General features: G+C 38.1%; 18 protein-coding genes. 3 read left to right on the top strand and 15 right to left on the bottom strand.

Features of this window, described 5'->3' with window-relative positions; genetic code table 11:
* Positions 1 to 181: 181 nt before the first annotated feature.
* On the top strand, positions 182 to 4144 hold the full coding sequence (locus tag OD90_RS08510) for a M36 family metallopeptidase (RefSeq protein ID WP_144668755.1): 3963 nt from the start codon (positions 182 to 184) through the stop codon (positions 4142 to 4144).
* A 90-nt stretch (positions 4145 to 4234) separates the two neighbouring features.
* Here the strand turns inward: OD90_RS08510 and OD90_RS08505 are convergent, their stop codons facing one another.
* From OD90_RS08505 to hemB, 9 genes are all read right to left on the bottom strand, one after another.
* Positions 4235 to 4432 (bottom strand): gliding motility protein GldL, encoded by a 198-nt coding sequence (locus tag OD90_RS08505; RefSeq protein ID WP_144668754.1) that lies wholly within the window; start codon positions 4430 to 4432, stop codon positions 4235 to 4237.
* 23 nt (positions 4433 to 4455) lie between these two features.
* The gene (locus OD90_RS08500) at positions 4456 to 5172 is read right to left on the bottom strand and encodes a 3'-5' exonuclease (protein WP_144668753.1); all 717 of its coding nucleotides are present in this window, start codon (positions 5170 to 5172) and stop codon (positions 4456 to 4458) included.
* Positions 5165 to 6928 carry a DUF4153 domain-containing protein gene (locus OD90_RS08495; RefSeq protein WP_144668752.1) on the bottom strand — a complete coding sequence of 588 codons (1764 nt, stop codon included), beginning with the start codon at positions 6926 to 6928 and terminating at the stop codon, positions 5165 to 5167. The genes OD90_RS08500 and OD90_RS08495 overlap by 8 nt, the downstream gene beginning before the upstream one ends.
* Before the next feature lie 34 nt (positions 6929 to 6962).
* Positions 6963 to 8108 (bottom strand): serine hydrolase domain-containing protein, encoded by a 1146-nt coding sequence (locus tag OD90_RS08490; RefSeq protein WP_144668751.1) that lies wholly within the window; start codon positions 8106 to 8108, stop codon positions 6963 to 6965.
* A 78-nt stretch (positions 8109 to 8186) separates the two neighbouring features.
* A complete protein-coding gene (locus OD90_RS08485) occupies positions 8187 to 8660 on the bottom strand; it encodes a methylated-DNA--[protein]-cysteine S-methyltransferase (RefSeq protein ID WP_144668750.1) in 474 nt (157 codons plus the stop codon).
* Positions 8661 to 8663: 3 nt separating this feature from the next.
* A complete protein-coding gene (locus OD90_RS08480; RefSeq protein WP_261374492.1) occupies positions 8664 to 9188 on the bottom strand; it encodes a DinB family protein in 525 nt (174 codons plus the stop codon).
* Complete coding sequence (locus OD90_RS08475; RefSeq protein ID WP_144668749.1) at positions 9160 to 10263, bottom strand: CNNM domain-containing protein; 1104 nt, start codon at positions 10261 to 10263, stop codon at positions 9160 to 9162. The genes OD90_RS08480 and OD90_RS08475 overlap by 29 nt, the downstream gene beginning before the upstream one ends.
* A gap of 102 nt (positions 10264 to 10365) precedes the next feature.
* The gene (locus OD90_RS08470; protein ID WP_144668748.1) at positions 10366 to 10821 is read right to left on the bottom strand and encodes a DUF3291 domain-containing protein; all 456 of its coding nucleotides are present in this window, start codon (positions 10819 to 10821) and stop codon (positions 10366 to 10368) included.
* Between the two features lie 13 nt (positions 10822 to 10834).
* Complete coding sequence (hemB, locus tag OD90_RS08465; RefSeq protein ID WP_144668747.1) at positions 10835 to 11821, bottom strand: porphobilinogen synthase; 987 nt, start codon at positions 11819 to 11821, stop codon at positions 10835 to 10837.
* 120 nt (positions 11822 to 11941) lie between these two features.
* Here hemB and OD90_RS13280 point away from each other — a divergent pair, with 120 nt between their 5' ends.
* On the top strand, positions 11942 to 12331 hold the full coding sequence (locus OD90_RS13280; RefSeq protein ID WP_261374491.1) for a DEAD/DEAH box helicase family protein: 390 nt from the start codon (positions 11942 to 11944) through the stop codon (positions 12329 to 12331).
* Entirely contained in the window at positions 12280 to 14532 is a 2253-nt protein-coding gene (locus OD90_RS08460; protein ID WP_261374490.1) for a DEAD/DEAH box helicase family protein, read from the top strand. The genes OD90_RS13280 and OD90_RS08460 overlap by 52 nt, the downstream gene beginning before the upstream one ends.
* 87 nt (positions 14533 to 14619) lie before the next feature.
* On the opposite strand, the gene OD90_RS08455 is transcribed toward OD90_RS08460, so the two are convergent.
* The 6 genes from OD90_RS08455 to hemE are packed head-to-tail and all read right to left on the bottom strand — an operon-like array spanning position 14620 to position 18768.
* Positions 14620 to 15036, bottom strand: coding sequence for a hypothetical protein (locus OD90_RS08455; RefSeq protein WP_144668746.1), 417 nt, complete (start codon positions 15034 to 15036; stop codon positions 14620 to 14622).
* Positions 15037 to 15069: 33 nt separating this feature from the next.
* A complete protein-coding gene (gene hemF / locus OD90_RS08450; protein WP_144668745.1) occupies positions 15070 to 15975 on the bottom strand; it encodes an oxygen-dependent coproporphyrinogen oxidase in 906 nt (301 codons plus the stop codon).
* Positions 15972 to 16724: an EI24 domain-containing protein gene (locus OD90_RS08445; RefSeq protein WP_144668744.1), complete on the bottom strand. Its 753-nt coding sequence runs from the start codon at positions 16722 to 16724 to the stop codon at positions 15972 to 15974. Before OD90_RS08445 ends, hemF begins: the two co-directional genes overlap by 4 nt.
* Complete coding sequence (locus tag OD90_RS08440) at positions 16721 to 17254, bottom strand: GNAT family N-acetyltransferase (protein WP_144668743.1); 534 nt, start codon at positions 17252 to 17254, stop codon at positions 16721 to 16723. Before OD90_RS08440 ends, OD90_RS08445 begins: the two co-directional genes overlap by 4 nt.
* Positions 17255 to 17743 (bottom strand): DUF6973 domain-containing protein, encoded by a 489-nt coding sequence (locus tag OD90_RS08435; protein WP_144668742.1) that lies wholly within the window; start codon positions 17741 to 17743, stop codon positions 17255 to 17257. It abuts the gene before it with no gap.
* Positions 17743 to 18768, bottom strand: a complete 1026-nt coding sequence (gene hemE / locus OD90_RS08430; protein ID WP_144668741.1) for a uroporphyrinogen decarboxylase — start codon at positions 18766 to 18768, stop codon at positions 17743 to 17745. Before hemE ends, OD90_RS08435 begins: the two co-directional genes overlap by 1 nt.
* Positions 18769 to 18784 lie beyond the last annotated feature (16 nt).

The following is an 18784-nucleotide window of genomic DNA, read 5'->3' as shown; positions in this document are numbered from 1 at the left end:
GTTTTAGTAACTATAATTGTGAAGATTAGATAATTATCACGAAATTCCCCAAAATTCTGAGATCTTACTATATTTTTTAGTGATTTATTGAGATATGTACTTGTATTTATTTAAATGTATACCTCACTGCTATTTCTAATCAATTAACTAATTCTCGTAACCCTAACAAAACCCTCATAATATGAAAAAATTTTACACTCTATTTCTAATGGCTTTTCTATTAGGAACAACAGCTTACGCTCAAAAAAGTATGGATGGAATTGTCCAAAACTATTTGACAGGTAATGCAGGAGAAGATGGATTGAAGTCTACAGATGTGTCACAGTTTAAAGTGACAAATGTGGTTCCATCCCTAAACCCTAACATCAAGCATGTTTATGTGCAACAGATGTATCAAGGAATACCTATTCAAAATGGAACTTACAAGCTCACCGTTAAAGGAGATAAAGTTACTTTTGAAATTAATCAATTTGTAAAAAATCTTACAGAAAAAGCAGCAGGAAAAACTGCGTCACTTTCCCCTGAAAACGCAATACAAAAGGTAGTAAGTGATCGAAAAATTCAATCACCTAGAAGCTTAAACTCTAAAAGAGTTAGCAGTAATGTTTTTGAATACGCAAACTCAGGGATGACTCTTGAGCCAATAAGAGTAGAGCAAACTTATCTAGCAATTGGGGATAAAATGCACCTTACTTGGAATGTATCAATATACCCTACAGATGGTCAACACTGGTGGAATGTAAATGTTGATGCATCTACAGGTGAAATTTTAAAAGTAACAGATTGGGTTATTTCTTGTTCTTTTGAAGATCCAAATCATTTAGAACACGGTCATTCAAAAACAAGAAAGAATAACGAGATCGTACTTGGTCCAGTAAGAGCGTCTGAAGCGACAGCAGTTGTAGGTGGTGGGTCTTACAATGTATACCCATTAGGTATTGAAAGCCCAATTCATGGTAATCGAATTGTAGTTACAGATCCAGCAAATGCCACAGCCTCTCCTTATGGATGGCATGATACTAACGGTGCTGCAGGTGCAGAGTTTACAACGACACGTGGTAACAATGTTTTGGCACAAGATGATACTAATGGAAATAACGGTACAGGTGTAAGTCCGAACGGAGGAAGTTCATTGAACTTTAACTTTCCATATGATCAAAATGCATCACCATCTACATATTTGCCAGCGGCAACAACAAACCTTTTCTACTGGAATAACTTAATGCATGATGTATGGTACCAGTACGGATTTGATGAGGCATCAGGTAACTTCCAAGAAAATAACTATGGAAAAGGAGGTGCTGGAAGTGACTCTGTAAATGCAGATGCACAAGATGGCAGCGGAACAAATAACGCAAATTTTGCAACACCACCAGACGGACAAAATCCAAGAATGCAAATGTTTTTATTCACCAACCCCACAAGAGATGGTGATTTTGATAATGGAATTATAGCACATGAATATGGTCACGGTATATCTTCACGTTTAGTTGGAGGACCAAGTTTCAACGGTCTTGGTGGTTCTGAACAAATGGGCGAAGGATGGTCTGACTGGATGGGATTAGTAATGACTATTCGTCCTGGTGATACAAGAAACACAGCTAGAGGTATTGGTAATTTTGCAATCGGCCAATCAGTGACAGGAGCTGGAATACGTCCTACTAGATATTCTCCAGATTTTGCTGTAAATGGTACTACATATGATAACATAGGTAGTCTTGCAGTTCCTCACGGAGTAGGATACGGTTTCGCAACCATTTTATGGGATATGACTTGGGATCTTATCGATCTTGAAGGATTGAGTACTGATCAGTATAATGGTACTGGAGGTAATAACATTGCAATGGCACTTGTTATAGAAGGTTTAAAAAATACAGCAAACAATCCTGGATATGTATCTGGTAGAGATGGTATACTACAGGCAGATCAAGACCTTTATGGAGGTCAGTACAACTGTTTAATTTGGGATGCCTTTGCTAGAAGAGGAGTAGGTGTAGACGCTGTTGAAAATAGTAACGGTGGAACAAATACAAATACAGATCAGATTACGTCATATACAAGTGGATGTGCTGGCCCTCCACAACCAGTTACATGTAACTCAACAGTTGCAAATTTCCCTTACAATGAAGGGTTTGAAAATACAATAGGAGCTTGGTCACAGGATACTACTGATAATATCAATTGGACTGTAAATACAGGAGGAACGCCTTCTAATGGTACTGGACCAGCTGCAGCAAATGAAGGAACGTATTACATTTATGTAGAGGCTTCTGGAGATGGAGCAGGATTCCCAAATAAAACAGCAATCTTATATTCTCCATGTTTTGACTTATCTGGAGTTAATGGTGCTGAAGCTAGCTTTAGCTATCAAATGACAGGTACGGCGGTAGGAACTATACGACTTGAAGCTAGAGATGATGCTTCTCAAACTTGGACCGAGCTATGGGTTCAATCTGGTGATAAAGGAGCAGCTTGGATAGATGAAACAGTAAGCCTCTCTGCTTATTCTGGATCTACTCAATTACGCTTTAGAGCAACTACAGCAGCCTCTTGGTCTGGTGATATTGCGATAGATGGATTTAGTGTTGGAGGAGCTGCACAAGCAGATACTCAGGCGCCTACTACACCAACAAGTTTGAGTGTAACAAGTGTAACTGATACAACTATAAACATCGCTTGGAATGCATCAACAGACAACGTTGCTGTAACTGGGTATGATGTGTATCAAGGAGCAACTTTATTAGGAAATGTGGCAGCAACAACTGCTGAAATTACGGGTCTTACAGAAGATACTTCCTATAACTTTACAGTGAGAGCTAGAGATGCAGCAGGTAACGTTTCAAATGCAAGTAATACGGCTACGGGAACTACAACTGGAGGAGTAACAAACCCATCAGGATGTGCTGGGGGAGTAAATTCATTTCCATATACTGAAAGTTTTGAGGCAAATATTGGATTATGGTCACAAGGAAATGGTGATGATTTAGATTGGACACGTGATTCTTCAGGTACTCCATCTTCAGGAACAGGACCAACCACTGGCGCACAAGGTTCTTTCTATATGTTTGTAGAAGCATCTGGTGATGGTGTAGGTTATCCTAACAAAAGTGCAACATTAAACTCTCCATGTTTTGATCTTTCATCTGAGACGGATGCTATCTTTACATTTAATTACCATGCAAATGGTGCTGGAACTATGGGAAGTATTGCCTTAGAGGCTAGTACAGATGGTGGTGCAAACTGGTCATCATTATGGAGTCAAACAGCTTATCAAGGAACGGCTTGGCAAACACAAGCAGTATCACTTTCTGCCTTTGCAGGAAATGCTGTACAACTTCGTTTTGTACGAGTAACAGGGAACACTTGGCAAGCAGATGTTGCGGTTGATAATACTAGAGTAACAGTTTCTGGAGGAACAGATCCTAATCCGCCTACCGGTTACTGTGCTTCTAATGGAAATAGTGTAGTAGACGAGTATATCCAAAGGGTTCAAATAGGAAGTATTAATAATGCTACTACAGCTTCTTCTGGAGGTTATGGTAACTATACAAACTTATCTACAAATTTAAGCGCTTCAAATTCTATAACAATTACTCCTGCATGGACTGGAACTGTTTATAGTGAAGGATATGCTGTGTTTGTAGATTGGAATCGTGATGGTGACTTTACAGATGCTGGAGAAACTGTCTATACAAGAGCAGCAACTACTGCTACTCCTATAACGGGATCATTCAACACTCCAGCAGGAGCACAAGCTGGACCTACACGTATGAGAGTTTCTATGAAATATAATGGGATACCTACCGCTTGTGAAAGCTTCCAATACGGAGAGGTTGAAGATTATATCGTAGTAATTGGGGCTTCTGCAACAGGATTTGCAGCTGGATCAGATAGTTTTGTAGATAATGGGGCAACAGCTCTTACTTCTATGAATCTATATCCTAACCCAGTAAGCTCAACATTAAATGTTGATCTTAATGGAGCTACCGCAGATAAGGTAGTAGTCTATAATTTATTAGGTCAGAGAGTAGTTGATCAAAAATTTACACCTTCTTTGGACGTAGCTCGATTAGAGTCAGGGATCTATATTATAGAAGTAACTTCTGGTGATACCGTACTTAACAAGCGCTTCATCAAAAAATAGTAAATCATATTTAAACTAAGAATCCCGACATCAAAAGGTGTCGGGATTTTTTTTGCTTTCGCGAAAGCGAATACTCAATTAATAAAACTTTTATTTATTTAGAAAGTCTTTAAAAGCATGAGATGTAAATAGCTTCCAGATGGCTAACACTCCCGAAATTGCCTGTATAAATGTACCCGCAATTAAAAGCTGTGGAGCTCCCATCCAATGTAATATTTTAAACAACGCACCTAGAAGTGTACAAATAAACCCGACAATTAACAGTGCCAAAATATGCTTTACTCTCATAATTATAGTTTTAAATAAATAGTTTAAACAGAAATAATTTCATCTTCTTCCAGTAGCCTGTCGTTACGAAGTCTCAACAAAATTTGAGCGACGGCAACAGTGTCTTTTTCACAATAAATCACAATGCGGTTTATATCATTATCTTCATAATAGACACTACGTACTTGACTACCGTCTATGTCGTCTTTTGGTGAAGGAATCCCTAAAATTTTAGTTAACAACTTAAGAGAAGTGTAATGCTTGTAATCTCCAAATTTCCATAGATCAAGTGTATCAATATGTGGAATTTCCCACGGTTTTTTGCCAAATAAATTTAATTTATAGGGCAGCTTTACCCCTAAAATAATCATGCGTCTTGCAATGTAGGGAAAGTCAAATTCTTTACCATTATGAGCACACAATAAGTGTTCTCTTCTATTGAAATGAGTCTCTACCAGTGTTGTAAATTCAGTGAGTAATTTTGACTCATCATCACCAAAGAAAGAGGTTGTTCTAAACCGCTTTCCGTTAGTACTAGTGTGGAAATAACCAACAGATATACATACAATTTTACCAAACTCTGCCCAAATACCAGCACGTTCATAATAGTCTTGTGGTGTAAATTCTTCTTTGCGTAAGTACTTTGTTTTATCTGCAAACAATGATTGCATTGTGACATCAAGATCACTAAAAGAGGAATACTGCGGAACAGTTTCTATATCTAAAAAAAGTATATTTTCTAACTGTAATTTATCAATCATCTTTTTGTTTTAATAAGACTTCTGCTCTCATATAGCTTATACTTGGAGTGCTTTCAATCGTTTCTAAGGTTATGCTATCAAAGTGTAGTTGCACAGCGATTATTTTATTTTCACCCCTTACATTGAAATCCTTATTTAGTACATCCCTATTTTTTAGGGGTCTTTCTAAAAGTTCTTGAGTAAACGTACCTAAGGGTATTTCAAGAATGATAACTTCGTTCTTTGTAACCATTATTTTTGAGGGATTTTGCTCTAAAAGGAATTGATAATCATTTATCTCTTGAGGATTTGTTATAGAAGATGATGACTCAAAAGAAACTTCCTTATAATAATCGTAACCACTTATATTTAGCACTTGTCGTTCACCTCTACGGAAGTATCTACGCGTATTTAAATTGGTTTTTTTTTCGACTGAAATTTGTAGCGAATCCATAACATTTTTACGCAAGCTCCAGGCAGTCAATTCAGTTGTAGAAGCTGTAGGGTTGTATCCTAAGATATTTTCTGTTCGGTGTAGTGCTTTATGGTCGATTAGGAAATTTGAAATGGATAAAAATCGCTTGTAGTCCTCTGCAGATACTAAAGCCGAATTTAATTTTGCTTCTTTAAATTTTTTGTAAACCTGTTCAAACTGCCTCGTTTGACTACGCTCACTTACTGAGAAGGCTCCCCAAAAACCAAACGAACTTAGAAGCGCACTCACTGCTAATGCCATAGGCAAATAACGCAATTGTTTTTTTCTACTAAATATCAGGTAGGTCATAGCACCTGTAATAAAAATTGCAATAACAATTAAAAAATAGCGAGACTCTGTAATACCATAATCTGCAATACGTTTATAAATCGCTACATAAAACAGGAAGAGTAAGGGTAAAAATAACCAGTAGGACAACGGCTGAAACTTCCGTATAATAGAAGAATCATGAGTAATTCTCACAGGATGCATTATGAACTGTATCAAAAATAGTAATGCAGCCAGTGCTATAATTAAATAACTAACCCACCCTTTAGGAAGCTCCCACTGCAATACAATTTTAACTGCATACACATATAGTATCAAAATGTATAGCGCAGCTAGAGGGATAAGTATAAATTTTACAAACACTTCAATCGCTTTGTGAAAATGTAGCCCAATATTGTGTTGGATTTCTTTTGGAAAATCTGAGAGGTACACCCAAGTATTTACAACCCCAAGGCAAACAACAAATAACTCTGCATAACGTATCTCTTTTATACTAATATCAAATAGATAACGTACAGCTAGCATCGCGAGTACAAGACCTAAATAAAGTACTCCAGAGAACAGCGCACTACGAGCGATGGCGATCATCATGTTGCCTAAATAGTTCCAATAAGCCTTAGGGTGCCATACTGTTACAAAAGGCGCAAAAAATAAGGTGAGATGTCCCGCGATCATAAATATAACCCAGCGTATATATCCTACTGTTACAGAGTCTGGAGATGATGGCAGGGTTATATAAAAAAGTAGTAGTAGGACCACTACAACTATCTTGATCCATACGAGACTCTTAGCTTTATATTGTTCAATATAGAATTGTGTTGCTATGAGCCAGCTTACACCTAGCGACATTACTAAGAGTAGGTTGGTTTTAATTTGAGTGAATTCTCGCGTGTCTATTTCTATGATAACTATAGTAATAATAGTACTGAGTATTGCCCAAATAATGGCAAAAGGAAAACGTTTAAAAGCTGCACTGGCTTTTGACAAAAACGCTGCTTTTGTAGCTAGTTTCATTAGAAGTGATTAGTTTTTAATGAAAATACGATTTTTAATTTAGATGCGTCATGGTATAGGCTGCATCTATATAGTCATAAAAATCTTTAGTAAATGACTTTCCTTCTAATGATGCTCCTCTCTGATGCCCTAACCTCACAATAATAAGATTATCTTCTGGGATAGTGATTACATACTGACCCAGTATGCCTCTCATCGCAAAAATCTCTTTGTCTTTATAATCACTAAGCCAAAAACCATATCCATAGTCGTCATTTTTTTCAAAGCGTGGATTGATGCTTTTAGCAACAAAACCTGATGGAATAAGTTGTTTACCACCCCATCTACCATTGTCTTTATAAAGCTTTCCAAAACGGGCAAAATCTCTCGCATTACTCGCGATACAGCAATAGGTTTTTGCTAGTTGATTTTCATTATCATCCAGTTGCCATAAAGCACTTTGTTCCATTCCCATAGGTTTCCAAAAACTTTCAGAAAGATAAGTTGCTAGTTTTTTCCCACTAGCTTCTTGTATAACCATACCTAATAATTGAGTGTTTCCACTCAAATAAGTCACTTCTTTCCCAGGCTCTTCAGTTACTTTGAGGTTAAGTATTGTCTCTGCTAGGTCATCATCATAATAGGATCTCGCCGTTACACTAAAAGGACTTGTGTAGCTCTCATCCCAATTAAGGCCAGAAGCCATAGAAGAAAGGTCACCCACCGTCATTTTAGTGTTTTTAAATTCTTTATAAAAATCTCCAACAGGTTGATTAAGATCATCTATATAACCGTCTTGTATAGCCTTTCCTAATAATGCACTTGTTATGCTTTTTGCCATTGAGAAAGAGTTTGTTTTTGAAGCAGCACTATAAGAATTTGCATAATCTTCATACAGTATACTATCATTCTTTATTATTAAAAACGCTACCGTTCCTAATTCACTATTATTTTTTAAGAGACTTTCTGTAGGGGTCGCGGTATTGTAATTTTTATGTTTTGGCCAGGGTTTTGGGTTACCATTTTGGATTTCAGCATTTTCAAAATACGTGTAATCATCAATAAAAGCGGTAGTGTGTCCTGTACCATACACAACTCGTACACCTTTCAGTATATAGTCATAGTCTGTTATATAGAGTACGATAACGATGAGTACAATGAAAGAAAGTAAAATTTTAAAGAAGCTTTTTAGGTGTTTCATTGATTAGTTTTTTTAGTAAAAATAGGATGATTACGCTTTCGCGAAAGCATTTATACCCTGATTAACTCACCATTAACCCTAAAATAACGTTCCTTGTGTGTAGGGACTCTCGTGTTCTAATAACCATTTTTTACGATGAAGCCCCCCGGCATACCCTGTAAGGGAGCCGTCGCTGCCTATAATTCTATGACAAGGTATTATTATGGAGATTGGGTTTTTACCATTTGCACTAGCTGCAGCTCGAATTACTTTAGGATCACCAATTTGTTTTGCTATTTGTAAATAGCTGGCTGTCTTCCCGTATGGAATGGTACAAAGCTCGTTCCAGACTTTTTGCTGGAAACTTGTTCCCGCAATTGATAGAGGAATTGTAAAATCTTTACGTTTACGCTTAAAATATTCTTGGAGCTGTGTGACGGCTACCACTAAAACTTCAGGAATCGTGGTAGATGTGACGGCTTCTTCATTTAAAAATACCACAGAAACCAACCCTTCGCTAGTGCCTTTAAGCTCTAGTAATCCTATAGGCGTATTAATGATTGCAGTCTGCATAATCTACCAGCCCACGTATGCCGGTGGTTCTATTTCCATGAGATTTAAATATACAATAAGTTGCCCTCTATGGTGTGTTACGTGATCCTGCAGTAAATTTAGAATTTGATATTTAGACTTTGGTCCTGCAAAAAAACCTACTACTTCGTCAAGATTACTTTCTTTAGTATTGACAATAGCCTTTCTTGCATTTTTAAAACTATGTTTTAAATTTTCAATAGTTCTCTTTTTGTCATTTTCGACAATAGATACACCTCTGTTATCGGCATCAAAGTATTTTGTAGCAACCCAGTCAATATTTTCTTGAATATGAATAAGTTGTTGAATGAAAGACATTTCACGAGGCATAGGCTTGTACTCAAAATGCTCTTCTGGCATTGCCTCTGCAATAGCAACGAGATACTTTAGCGAGTTGTCCCATTTCTCTAGAAACGCACCTTTAACTGTAGTTTTTTGCGCTTGTAGTGTAACAGATGCTAAAATTGTAAAAGCTAGTAGACTAAACCAGCGGCGTGTCATTGTCATCATATAGGCCAAGTGTTTTTGCTCGCTTTTCCCAATTTTTACGAGCAAGTATTTGTAAATCTTCTACGCTGTCACTCTCATCCATAATCTCAAGACCAAGTAACGTTTCAATCACATCTTCCATAGTAACCAGGCCAACTGTTGTTCCATATTCATCAATGACTAAAGAAACATGATTTTTAGTAGAAATAAGTTGATCGAAAAGTTCAGGAATAGGTAAAGTACGTTTAGTAACCAGAACGGATCGCTCTAGTTCTTTAAGTGTTTTATTATCATTATCTAGAGCTACCTCTCTATAGACTTCACTTTTTAAAACAATACCCGTAATATGATCTCTAGTTCCCTCAAAAATAGGAATGCGAGAAAAACGTAAAGATTGATTGTCTTTAAAAAAGTCGGCTACTGTGGTAGTGGCATCTGCCATTTTTATAACTGTGCGAGGTGTCATAATATCTTTAGTAAGCACTTCCTTAAACGTAAGAAGGTTATTTAAAATCTTAGACTCTCCTTCTTCAAATACACCCTCGTCGCTAGCTATTTGTGCCATTGCTGTAAAGTCCTCTCTAGTCAATGCGCTTTCATTATGACCTTTGCTACCTACCATTCTAGTAAATAATTGAAGTAAGAACAGAAGCCCAGTATACTTAAGAATAAGCACCATAATCTTCAGCGTTTTAGCTGAAAAATTTGCAAGTTGCTTCCAGAATTTTGCACCTATTGTTTTAGGTATAATTTCACTAGCCACAAGAATTAAAAATGTCATTATAGCAGATACAAAACCCAGAAAATTGATCTCTGTGAAACCTAGGTTTATGACAAAACTAGGGTATAAATCTGCAGCTACCTTACCTACCATCATCGCACCTACCGTATGCGCCAGTGTATTAAGTGTAAGGATGGCAATAAGTGGTTTATCTACGTCTTTCTTGAGCGTTTCTAAAGTTTCAGCATATGCCTTGCCTTCATTTTTCTTAACGTTTATAAATGTAGGCGTCACACTCAAAAGAACTGCTTCGAGTATTGAACACAAAAAAGAAAAGAAAATAGAAACGGTTGCCCAAAGTAAAAGTTGTCCCATAATAAACTTGCTGTTTATGTAAAAATAAGGAAAAGTGAGCACGCTTTAACTTACTTAGCAATACTTTAAGTTTGGAGGTTTACGCTTTCGCGAAAGCGTACTCTAAAGCGTAGGTTTGTCATAGATATTCTTGAAGGTAAAAACTTCGGCAGTTGGGCCTTTGTTTTCGAGTTGGTTTAATTTTTCAATGGCTTGTCTTTCAGAAGGGAAATCTCCTGCGATAATCCACCACAACGCATAATGTGCACTGCCGTATTTTTGAAACCATTCGCGCTGGCGTTTCATGATATTGCTATGAAAAGTGTTATAGGTAAAATCCTTGAGTGAATCCACATCTTGCCAAACCGAAATATTGATAAGCAATTGATCATCCACCAGCGGATTAGATGCTGAGGTATTATCAGAATCAAATGGAGGACGCCAAATAAATCCTGGCGCATTATCTGCCATCGTATGTATCATCGCCGTATGGTCCCGAAAGCCCTTCATCTCAGGATCCATTATAGACTGTCCTTTCATACGAGAGACATTTACCTGCGCAAGTTGGTAGTCTTTCATTTTATTAAGCCTCCTAGCCGTTAAGAATTTTTACGACATCTTTTGCAAAATAACTAGCAATGATTTGGGCGCCTGCCCTTTTTATAGCAGTTACTTGCTCCATAATTACTTGGTCATGATCTAACCAACCATTTGCTGCGGCTGCTTTTACCATAGCATATTCACCGCTTACTTGGTATACGGCGATAGGCACATTTACGGCCTCTCTTAAGTCTCTTACAATATCGAGATAGCATAATCCAGGCTTAACCATCACAATATCTGCTCCCTCTTCGATATCCATGAGCGTTTCTTTTATAGCCTCGTCTCGATTTGCAAAATCCATCTGATAGGTACTTTTATTTTTAGGAACATTCTGGAGGTCTACAGGAGCACTATCTAAGGCATCACGAAAAGGGCCATAAAACGAGCTTGCATATTTTGCGCTATAACTCATAATTCCTGTGTTGTAATATCCCTCATCTTCGAGTAGGGTGCGCATTTCAAAAATACGGCCATCCATCATATCACTAGGAGCTAGAAAATCTGCTCCTGCTTGGGCGTGGCTTAATCCCATTTCTGCAAGAATAGCGCTGGTATCATCATTTACAATCTCACCGTTACTCACAATACCGTCGTGACCAAAACTAGAATATGGGTCTAGTGCAACATCTGTCATTACAAGCATATCTGGACAAGCATCCTTTACTGTTTTTATGGCGCGTTGCATAAGTCCATCTGGATTAAGGGCTTCGGTGCCAGAGTTATCTTTTAGATTATCTCGTACTTTTACAAAAAGCAGTACAGATTTTAATCCCATTTGCCAAAGCTCTTTTACTTCCTTTGTAAGCAAATCGAGACTGTAGCGATAATAATTAGGCATAGAGTCAATCTCTTGCTTCACTCCTGTGCCTTCCACCACAAAAAGCGGTACCAAAAAGTCATTTGGTGTGATATATGTTTCACGCACTAGTGAGCGTATGGCTTCACTGGATCTTAGTCTTCTATTTCTTATGAGCATGGTTCTATCTTCAATATGTTGAGGTAAATAGGCATGTGATTTTAAATAAATCTGGTTTCAATATCTATCCAAACCTCGTATTTTGCATTACAAATTTACCAATTTAAACATCGCCTTCCTTTGCTCAAAGAAGCCTTTCAATTTATTTATCCTTGGCGCACCTATCAGGAGCGATTTTTAAAAGATTTTCAAGATCACATTGCAGATGATCACTTGCACGTAGTTGCCCCACCAGGCTCTGGTAAAACTGTGCTTGGTCTCGAGATGATGCGTCGTGTAGATAAGTGCACGCTTGTGCTCGCACCTACTATCACGATACGCAACCAGTGGGAGGAGCGTATGTTTGAGTGCTTTATCGAGCAAGAAAAATGTACTATTCCGCTTTCACGTAATATAAAAAACCTGCACACATTACCTTTGCAACTTATCAATCATTACACGCATTTGCCAAAAATGAAATGGAAGGCGATATGGAACGCGTGCTTAACTTTTTCGCGCAAGCGGGAATAAAAAACATCGTACTAGACGAAGCTCATCACCTAAAAAACGAGTGGTGGAAACCGCTTTTTACACTTAAAGAACTACCAGAGTGCACTATTACCGCACTCACGGCAACACCGCCATATGATAGTGATCAAGCAGAGATAGCAAAGTATTTTCAGCTTTGTGGACCCATAGATATTGAGATAAGTGTGCCAGAGCTGGTTAAAGAAGGAAACCTCTGTGCACACCAAGATTATATTTATTTTTCTGAGCCAGATGCTGCACAAATAGAATACATTTTAGACTATCGTGTTAAGGCAAAAGCAGTTATAGATGAGCTAGTTGAAAATAGTGAGTTTGGCAGTTTTATTATAAATCTCCCAGTTTATAAAACACCAGGAAAACATCTTGAGATCATTTATAAAGACCCTAACTTTTATATAGCTTCTCTTGTCTATCTTAATGCACGTCGGCATAAAATCCCTAAGGAAAAAATAGATTTGCTAGGTGTAGACCTTATCCAAGAAAAGCTTCCTACCTTTAATCAAGAGTGGGCGGAAAAGTTATTGCAACCGCTATTAGTAGATGGCCGAGAAGATCATTATGTGGACGAAGAGGTACTCGCCACTGTTGAGAAAACACTTCGTAAGGTAGGTGCTTTTGATAAAAAACGTGTAAATTTTAAAGGCGAGCAGCAATTATATAAATCACTAGCCCAAAGCCCTAATAAGCTCAAGAGCATACGAGAGATTATAGATTATGAAAGTGCTCAAATGGATAACGACCTACGTGCTGTTATACTTTCAGATTACGTGCGTAAGGAGTTTATAGACACCTCTACAGAGGCGCTTGACACAATAAACAAGCTGGGAGTAATACCTATCTTTCACCATCTGCGATACTCACTTGAAAAACATCCAGATAGGTGGCAGGGTAAGGATAAACTAGAAAAACTTGCCGTACTCACAGGTACCATTATCATAGTACATAAAACACTGGTAGCACAAATTACAGAGACTCTAGATAGTGATGATTTTACGCACGATGCTTTAGGTGATACAGCTTTTGTGATAGTACTCCCCAGAGAAAAGGTAAAAAGCCAGATGGTAAGCCTTATGACGGCTATTTTTACAGACGGCCATATAGAAGTGCTACTAGGCACAGCGGCATTGCTAGGAGAAGGTTGGGACGCGCCAGCTATAAATACATTAGTCCTTGCCTCTTACGTGAGTTCTTTTGTAATGTCTAACCAGATGCGCGGTAGAGCTATACGAGTAGAGCCTAGTAATCCAGATAAGGTGGCTTCTATCTGGCATCTTGCCTGTATAGATCCTACCATAGATGGTGGAGGTGAGGATGTGATAAAATTAACCAGACGCTTTGATGCCTTTTGTGGTGTATCACTAGAGGGAACTCCCTTTATAGAAAATGGCGCAGAGCGGTTTGCTCTACCTACCACTATTTTAGATAAAGAAGTATTAAATAGTAAAATGTGTACCCTTGCGGGAAAGAGAGGTGCGATACAACAGCGATGGGAACAAGCTATAGGTACGGGAAAACTCCTAGTGCGCGAACTGAAACTAGACTTTAAACCTAAGGGTAAGCCGTTACAAAAAAACAGCGTCTATTATAAAGATGCTGTAAAATATGGAGTACTACAACTGGGAGCCTTACTCACGATTACCGTACCGGAAATTATTATTAATAATGCAGGAGCTTACTTCTCTAGAGGTATGGGCTTTTTTATATATGCAGTGCTAGGCACAGCGGCAATAGTACTTGCGCCCAAGACTTATAAAACTCTCGTGTTGTACTTAAAATATGGACGTGTAGATAAACTAGTATATAAAATGGGGCAAGTAGTGCTTAAAAGCCTACGAGAGCAGTACTACATCACCACGCAACAAGAAGCTCTAAAACTAGGTGTAGAGTATCTACCTAATGGAGCCGTCTCTTGCTTTCTTACAGGAGCCACTGCCAAAGAAGAAATCCTTTTTGTAAAGTGTATGGAAGAACTTCTCACACCTATAGATAATGCACGCTATATGATTGAGCAGTCTGGATGGTGGCAGCGCAAGTTTGGCTTTGCAAATTATTATCCAGTACCAGAACTCTTTGCAGGTAATAAAAAGATGCTTGGCTCTTTTTTAACTTTTGGGGAATTTATATCTCTGAAAATGCAAGGCTCACATTCACACGAACCAAGGAAGGTAGAAAACGACTCTTAAAAGCACGTTTTCATTACTTAAATACCAAAGGCGGATTTAAAACCAAAACGAGCGCTATATGGAGATAGGTTAGTTGATTTTTGAAAATTATCTAATTAAAACCCGAAGATTTGCCGAGAGTTTTAGAGAAAGTATTTCCGCTCTTTCTGCCAAAACTTCAAGTTCAAATAGGCCGATTGATTCTTTATTAGATTTTAAGTTGAAAATTCTCCAGGTAGATGATTCGTTACTATAGTGGACGGGGTTGTGAGCTACTAAATGGCGATGAGTAGCTATTTTTTTCATCTCTACTAGCTGTTGAATCATTTCGTGATGCTCCCCAATATTTAGTTTAGATATACCTATAGATTTGTTATATTTTTCTTCATAGCTGTCATCTGAAAAATTTCTATTAGAAAGCCAGATCTTGTAAAGTTTAGAGAGCTCATATTCAACTCTTGTGCAGGACATAATCAATTTTCCAATCTGTTGTTGCCAGTCTTCTAAATTTAGTTCCTTTGACATTTGTTAGATTTTAATTCATCTTGTCGTGACTTACTAGGAAACCCAATCCTTCGGCTGCTGTAATACTTTAATTAATCGCTCCTCTTCACTCCCTGGTTCAGGATGATGATCATATTTCCATTGTACTACTGGAGGTAGGCTCATTAAAATACTTTCAATACGGCCATTGGTTTTAAGTCCGAAGAGCGTTCCTTTGTCGTGGACAAGGTTGAATTCAACATAACGCCCGCGACGTACTTCTTGCCAATCTTTTTCTGGTTTCGCGAAAGCGGTATCTTTTCTTCGTTCTACAATAGGCACATAAGCGTCTAAAAAACTATCACCCACTTCTGTTACAAAATTGTACCAGTCTTGCATAGAACGCTCTTCTGTCGCTTTACAATAATCAAAAAATAAACCGCCTATACCGCGGCCTTCATTACGATGTGCGTTGTAAAAATACTCATCACAACGTGCTTTGTATTTTGGGTAAAAGTTTGGATCGTGTGCATCACAAGCGGTTTTGCATGTCTGGTGAAAATGAAAAGCGTCTTCATCATAGAGGTAATAAGGAGTGAGATCTTGCCCGCCACCAAACCATTGGTCTACAATATTTCCATCTTTATCATACATCTCAAAGTAGCGCCAGTTTGCATGAACAGTTGGCACCATCGGACTCTTAGGATGTAAGACTAACGATAATCCACAAGCAAAAAAGTTGGCATCCTTTACCCCGAAATACTGTTGCATCGCCTCTGGTAGCTCGCCGTGCACCTGTGAAGTGTTAACACCTCCTTTTTCAAAGATATTTCCGTTTTCAATCACACGCGTGCGACCACCACCACCTTCTGGGCGCTTCCAATTATCTTCTTTGAACGTTGCCGCTCCATCAACCTGCTCTAGTTTAGAAGTTATTTGATCTTGGAGCGTGAGGATATAATTGACAAATTCTTTTTTCATACTGGTAATTCTTCTTTTTGATCAAGCAATTTAATCGTCTGTACGGTGGCTGCTGTTACAGATATAGGTAAGACCAAAATAATACCTACTACGGGAATTAATAGAAATAACATAAACACCATACCATTACCTATCGCTTGGCCTTTATGAGCTTTTACAAAGTCTACACTTTGTCTATACTTATAATGTCGTTCTAGGGTGTAATCCATATTACCAAAACCAGCATAATACGATTGCGTGAGAAATAACAACACGGTAGCTGTAACACTCCCTATGAGGGGGATAATATTTAATAGTAAGATCGGGATGGTAAGTATAAGTTCAAAAGCAAGATTGCGTACGTTAATGCGTATCCCTCTTATAAGCTGCTCTGTATTAGAGGTGTTTCTATGGGTGTGATGCTCACCGCGCATGTGCTTTTCAATCTTTTCAGACACGGGACTCATAAATGGCGCGCTAAACGCCATAATAATATGCTTATATAGCACTAGCCCAATAGCGATAATAAACAATGCACTTACAATTTGCGCGATGGTGTCAAATCCTCCTGCACCCCATTCCCAGGGCCAGATACCAGCAATCCAGTGACCTAAATCATCAGAAAAGCCCCACGCCATCATTCCTATAGTAACCGCAGTCAAGAAACTAATAATCATAGGGACTGCAAAATACTTCCACAATCCTAGCTTTGAAATTAAGCTAAAGGAATTGCTATAGGTTGATAGTCCATTGAGAATACCTTTTATCATACTAAATGTTTTTTACGTATAAAAAGTTCCATATCTAATGGTTCTTCTCCAGTGGGAGTAAACTCATTTTTTAAGGTTCTTGACCAAAGATAGCCAGATTTTTTGGCTACAGAAACACTGCCTTTGTTAGACTTGTGAGCAATGATGATTAAAGTTTTAAGACCCATGTTGAATGCCTTGTCTGATACGCTAGTTACCGCACTGGAAGTCCAACCTCTATTCTTGTAACCTTTGTCAATGGCATAGGCAAGCTCTGCTTCCTTCAATTCCCAATCAATATTTTTGAGATATATAATACCGATTAACAAACCTGTATCAAAAGCTCTTAACCCGAATAAAAACAATTCTTCCTTGCTTTTTTGCAACGCCAGTTCTGCAATAAACAAAAGCGTTTTTGAGAGGGTCTCAGTTTTTGCAATTGTGACGGGAAAGTATCGTCCCCAAAACTCTTTATTTTTAGCTATAAGATTGTGTAGTTCTTGAGCTTCTATTTCTTCAAGGGGAATAATATTAAATTCTTCTTCTGTCATTTAGTCTTCTATGTGAACTAAAAAACCTTTATCATTTTCCAGTTGTTGGACAAGTGTTCGCTTTCGCGAAAGCGGAACCATTTTTAAAAGATGGGCAACTAAAAAATCTTCATTTTCAGCTGGAAACTCTTCAATGAGGTCTCTGCCTAATTGATTGTTATGTAAGTCCATCGCTCTGGCAAGAGGTTCGTTTGGTGAAAAATCTTCATGCCAATCTGTAATCAGTTTTGCCCAAGCAATTGATGCATCTAGTGACCGTCCTCTTTCTACACAATATTGAACGATGAGAATATTCCATATGGCGTGACGAAAGCCGTTTTCTGGGCCATTTTGATGGTGTTTATCACCATACAACTCGTCACTAATCGCTATCGTTTTTTGTGTTGCCCTAATGGTGGGTATCACGAATCTCAAGTGCTTTACACTCAGCCAGAATAAACTCCATAGCTGTCTAAAATCCATCGATTTTACTACAGAGAGTACATTCATTAGGCCTTATATTCTTTTACAGCTTCTATAAAGGCACCAGCATTTTCTATTGGAATATTGGGTAAAATGCCATGTCCCAAATTCACAATGTACATGTCTTTACCAAAAGCGTTAATCATCTCATGCACCATTCTCTTGATCTCGCTAGGTGGAGAAAACAAACGTGTTGGATCAAAATTACCTTGTAGTGTGATGCGGTTACCAGTTAATTTACGTGCATTTTGAGGAGAACACGTCCAATCTACTCCTAATGCTGAAGCTCCAGATTTTGACATTTCATCTAGCGCAAACCAGCATCCTTTTCCAAAGGCAATTACAGGAGATTCATCTTTAAGTGCGTCGATAATCTGCTGGATGTATTGCCAAGAGAACTCTTGATAATCCACCGGAGATAACATTCCTCCCCAGCTATCAAAAACTTGAACAGCATTTACACCAGCCGCAACCTTTTTCTTTAAATAAGCGATGGTAGTATCTGTGATTTTTTGCAACAATGCATGCGCAGCAAGCGGTTGTGTAAAACAAAATTCTTTTGCTTTGTCAAAGTTTTTTGAACCTTGCCCTTGTATACAATAACACAAAATAGTCCACGGTGAACCAGCAAAACCTATGAGTGGGATTTCGTCATTAAGTTTTTCTTTGGTCATTTTAATGGCATCCATCACATACCCTAAGGTTTCGTCAATGTCTGGTACGATTACTTGCTCGACATCTTTGGCAGAGCGTATAGGGTTAGGCAACCAAGGCCCTATTCCAGGTTTCATTTCCACATGTATATTCATTGCCTGTGGTATCACTAAAATATCACAGAATAAAATGGCAGCATCCATCCCATAGCGGCGTATAGGTTGTACTGTAATTTCACTAGCAAGCTCAGGAGTTTGACAGCGTGTAAAGAAATCATACTTTGCCTTGATTTCCATAAATTCTGGGAGATAGCGGCCAGCTTGACGCATCATCCATACAGGTGGACGGTCTACAATTTCTCCTTTAAGTGCTCTTAAAAATAAGTCGTTTTTAATCATAATATTGATATCAAGG

Source organism: Dokdonia sp. Hel_I_53 (genome assembly GCF_007827465.1).
Classification (GTDB): domain Bacteria; phylum Bacteroidota; class Bacteroidia; order Flavobacteriales; family Flavobacteriaceae; genus Dokdonia.
Note: the sequence above shows the minus strand (reverse complement) of the source record. Positions and strands in the feature narration are given on the sequence as shown.

Bases quoted from the DNA above. Each gene is read 5' to 3' on its own strand.
- OD90_RS08510 (WP_144668755.1), top strand. From the start codon at position 182: ATGAAAAAATTTTACACTCTATTTCTAATGGCTTTTCTATTAGGAACA.
- OD90_RS08505 (WP_144668754.1), bottom strand. From the start codon at position 4,432: ATGAGAGTAAAGCATATTTTGGCACTGTTAATTGTCGGGTTTATTTGT.
- OD90_RS08500 (WP_144668753.1), bottom strand. From the start codon at position 5,172: ATGATTGATAAATTACAGTTAGAAAATATACTTTTTTTAGATATAGAA.
- OD90_RS08495 (WP_144668752.1), bottom strand. From the start codon at position 6,928: ATGAAACTAGCTACAAAAGCAGCGTTTTTGTCAAAAGCCAGTGCAGCT.
- OD90_RS08490 (WP_144668751.1), bottom strand. From the start codon at position 8,108: ATGAAACACCTAAAAAGCTTCTTTAAAATTTTACTTTCTTTCATTGTA.
- OD90_RS08485 (WP_144668750.1), bottom strand. From the start codon at position 8,660: ATGCAGACTGCAATCATTAATACGCCTATAGGATTACTAGAGCTTAAA.
- OD90_RS08480 (WP_261374492.1), bottom strand. From the start codon at position 9,188: ATGATGACAATGACACGCCGCTGGTTTAGTCTACTAGCTTTTACAATT.
- OD90_RS08475 (WP_144668749.1), bottom strand. From the start codon at position 10,263: ATGGGACAACTTTTACTTTGGGCAACCGTTTCTATTTTCTTTTCTTTT.
- OD90_RS08470 (WP_144668748.1), bottom strand. From the start codon at position 10,821: ATGAAAGACTACCAACTTGCGCAGGTAAATGTCTCTCGTATGAAAGGA.
- hemB (WP_144668747.1), bottom strand. From the start codon at position 11,821: ATGCTCATAAGAAATAGAAGACTAAGATCCAGTGAAGCCATACGCTCA.
- OD90_RS08460 (WP_261374490.1), top strand. From the start codon at position 12,280: ATGGAAGGCGATATGGAACGCGTGCTTAACTTTTTCGCGCAAGCGGGA.
- OD90_RS08455 (WP_144668746.1), bottom strand. From the start codon at position 15,036: ATGTCAAAGGAACTAAATTTAGAAGACTGGCAACAACAGATTGGAAAA.
- hemF (WP_144668745.1), bottom strand. From the start codon at position 15,975: ATGAAAAAAGAATTTGTCAATTATATCCTCACGCTCCAAGATCAAATA.
- OD90_RS08445 (WP_144668744.1), bottom strand. From the start codon at position 16,724: ATGATAAAAGGTATTCTCAATGGACTATCAACCTATAGCAATTCCTTT.
- OD90_RS08440 (WP_144668743.1), bottom strand. From the start codon at position 17,254: ATGACAGAAGAAGAATTTAATATTATTCCCCTTGAAGAAATAGAAGCT.
- OD90_RS08435 (WP_144668742.1), bottom strand. From the start codon at position 17,743: ATGAATGTACTCTCTGTAGTAAAATCGATGGATTTTAGACAGCTATGG.
- hemE (WP_144668741.1), bottom strand. From the start codon at position 18,768: ATGATTAAAAACGACTTATTTTTAAGAGCACTTAAAGGAGAAATTGTA.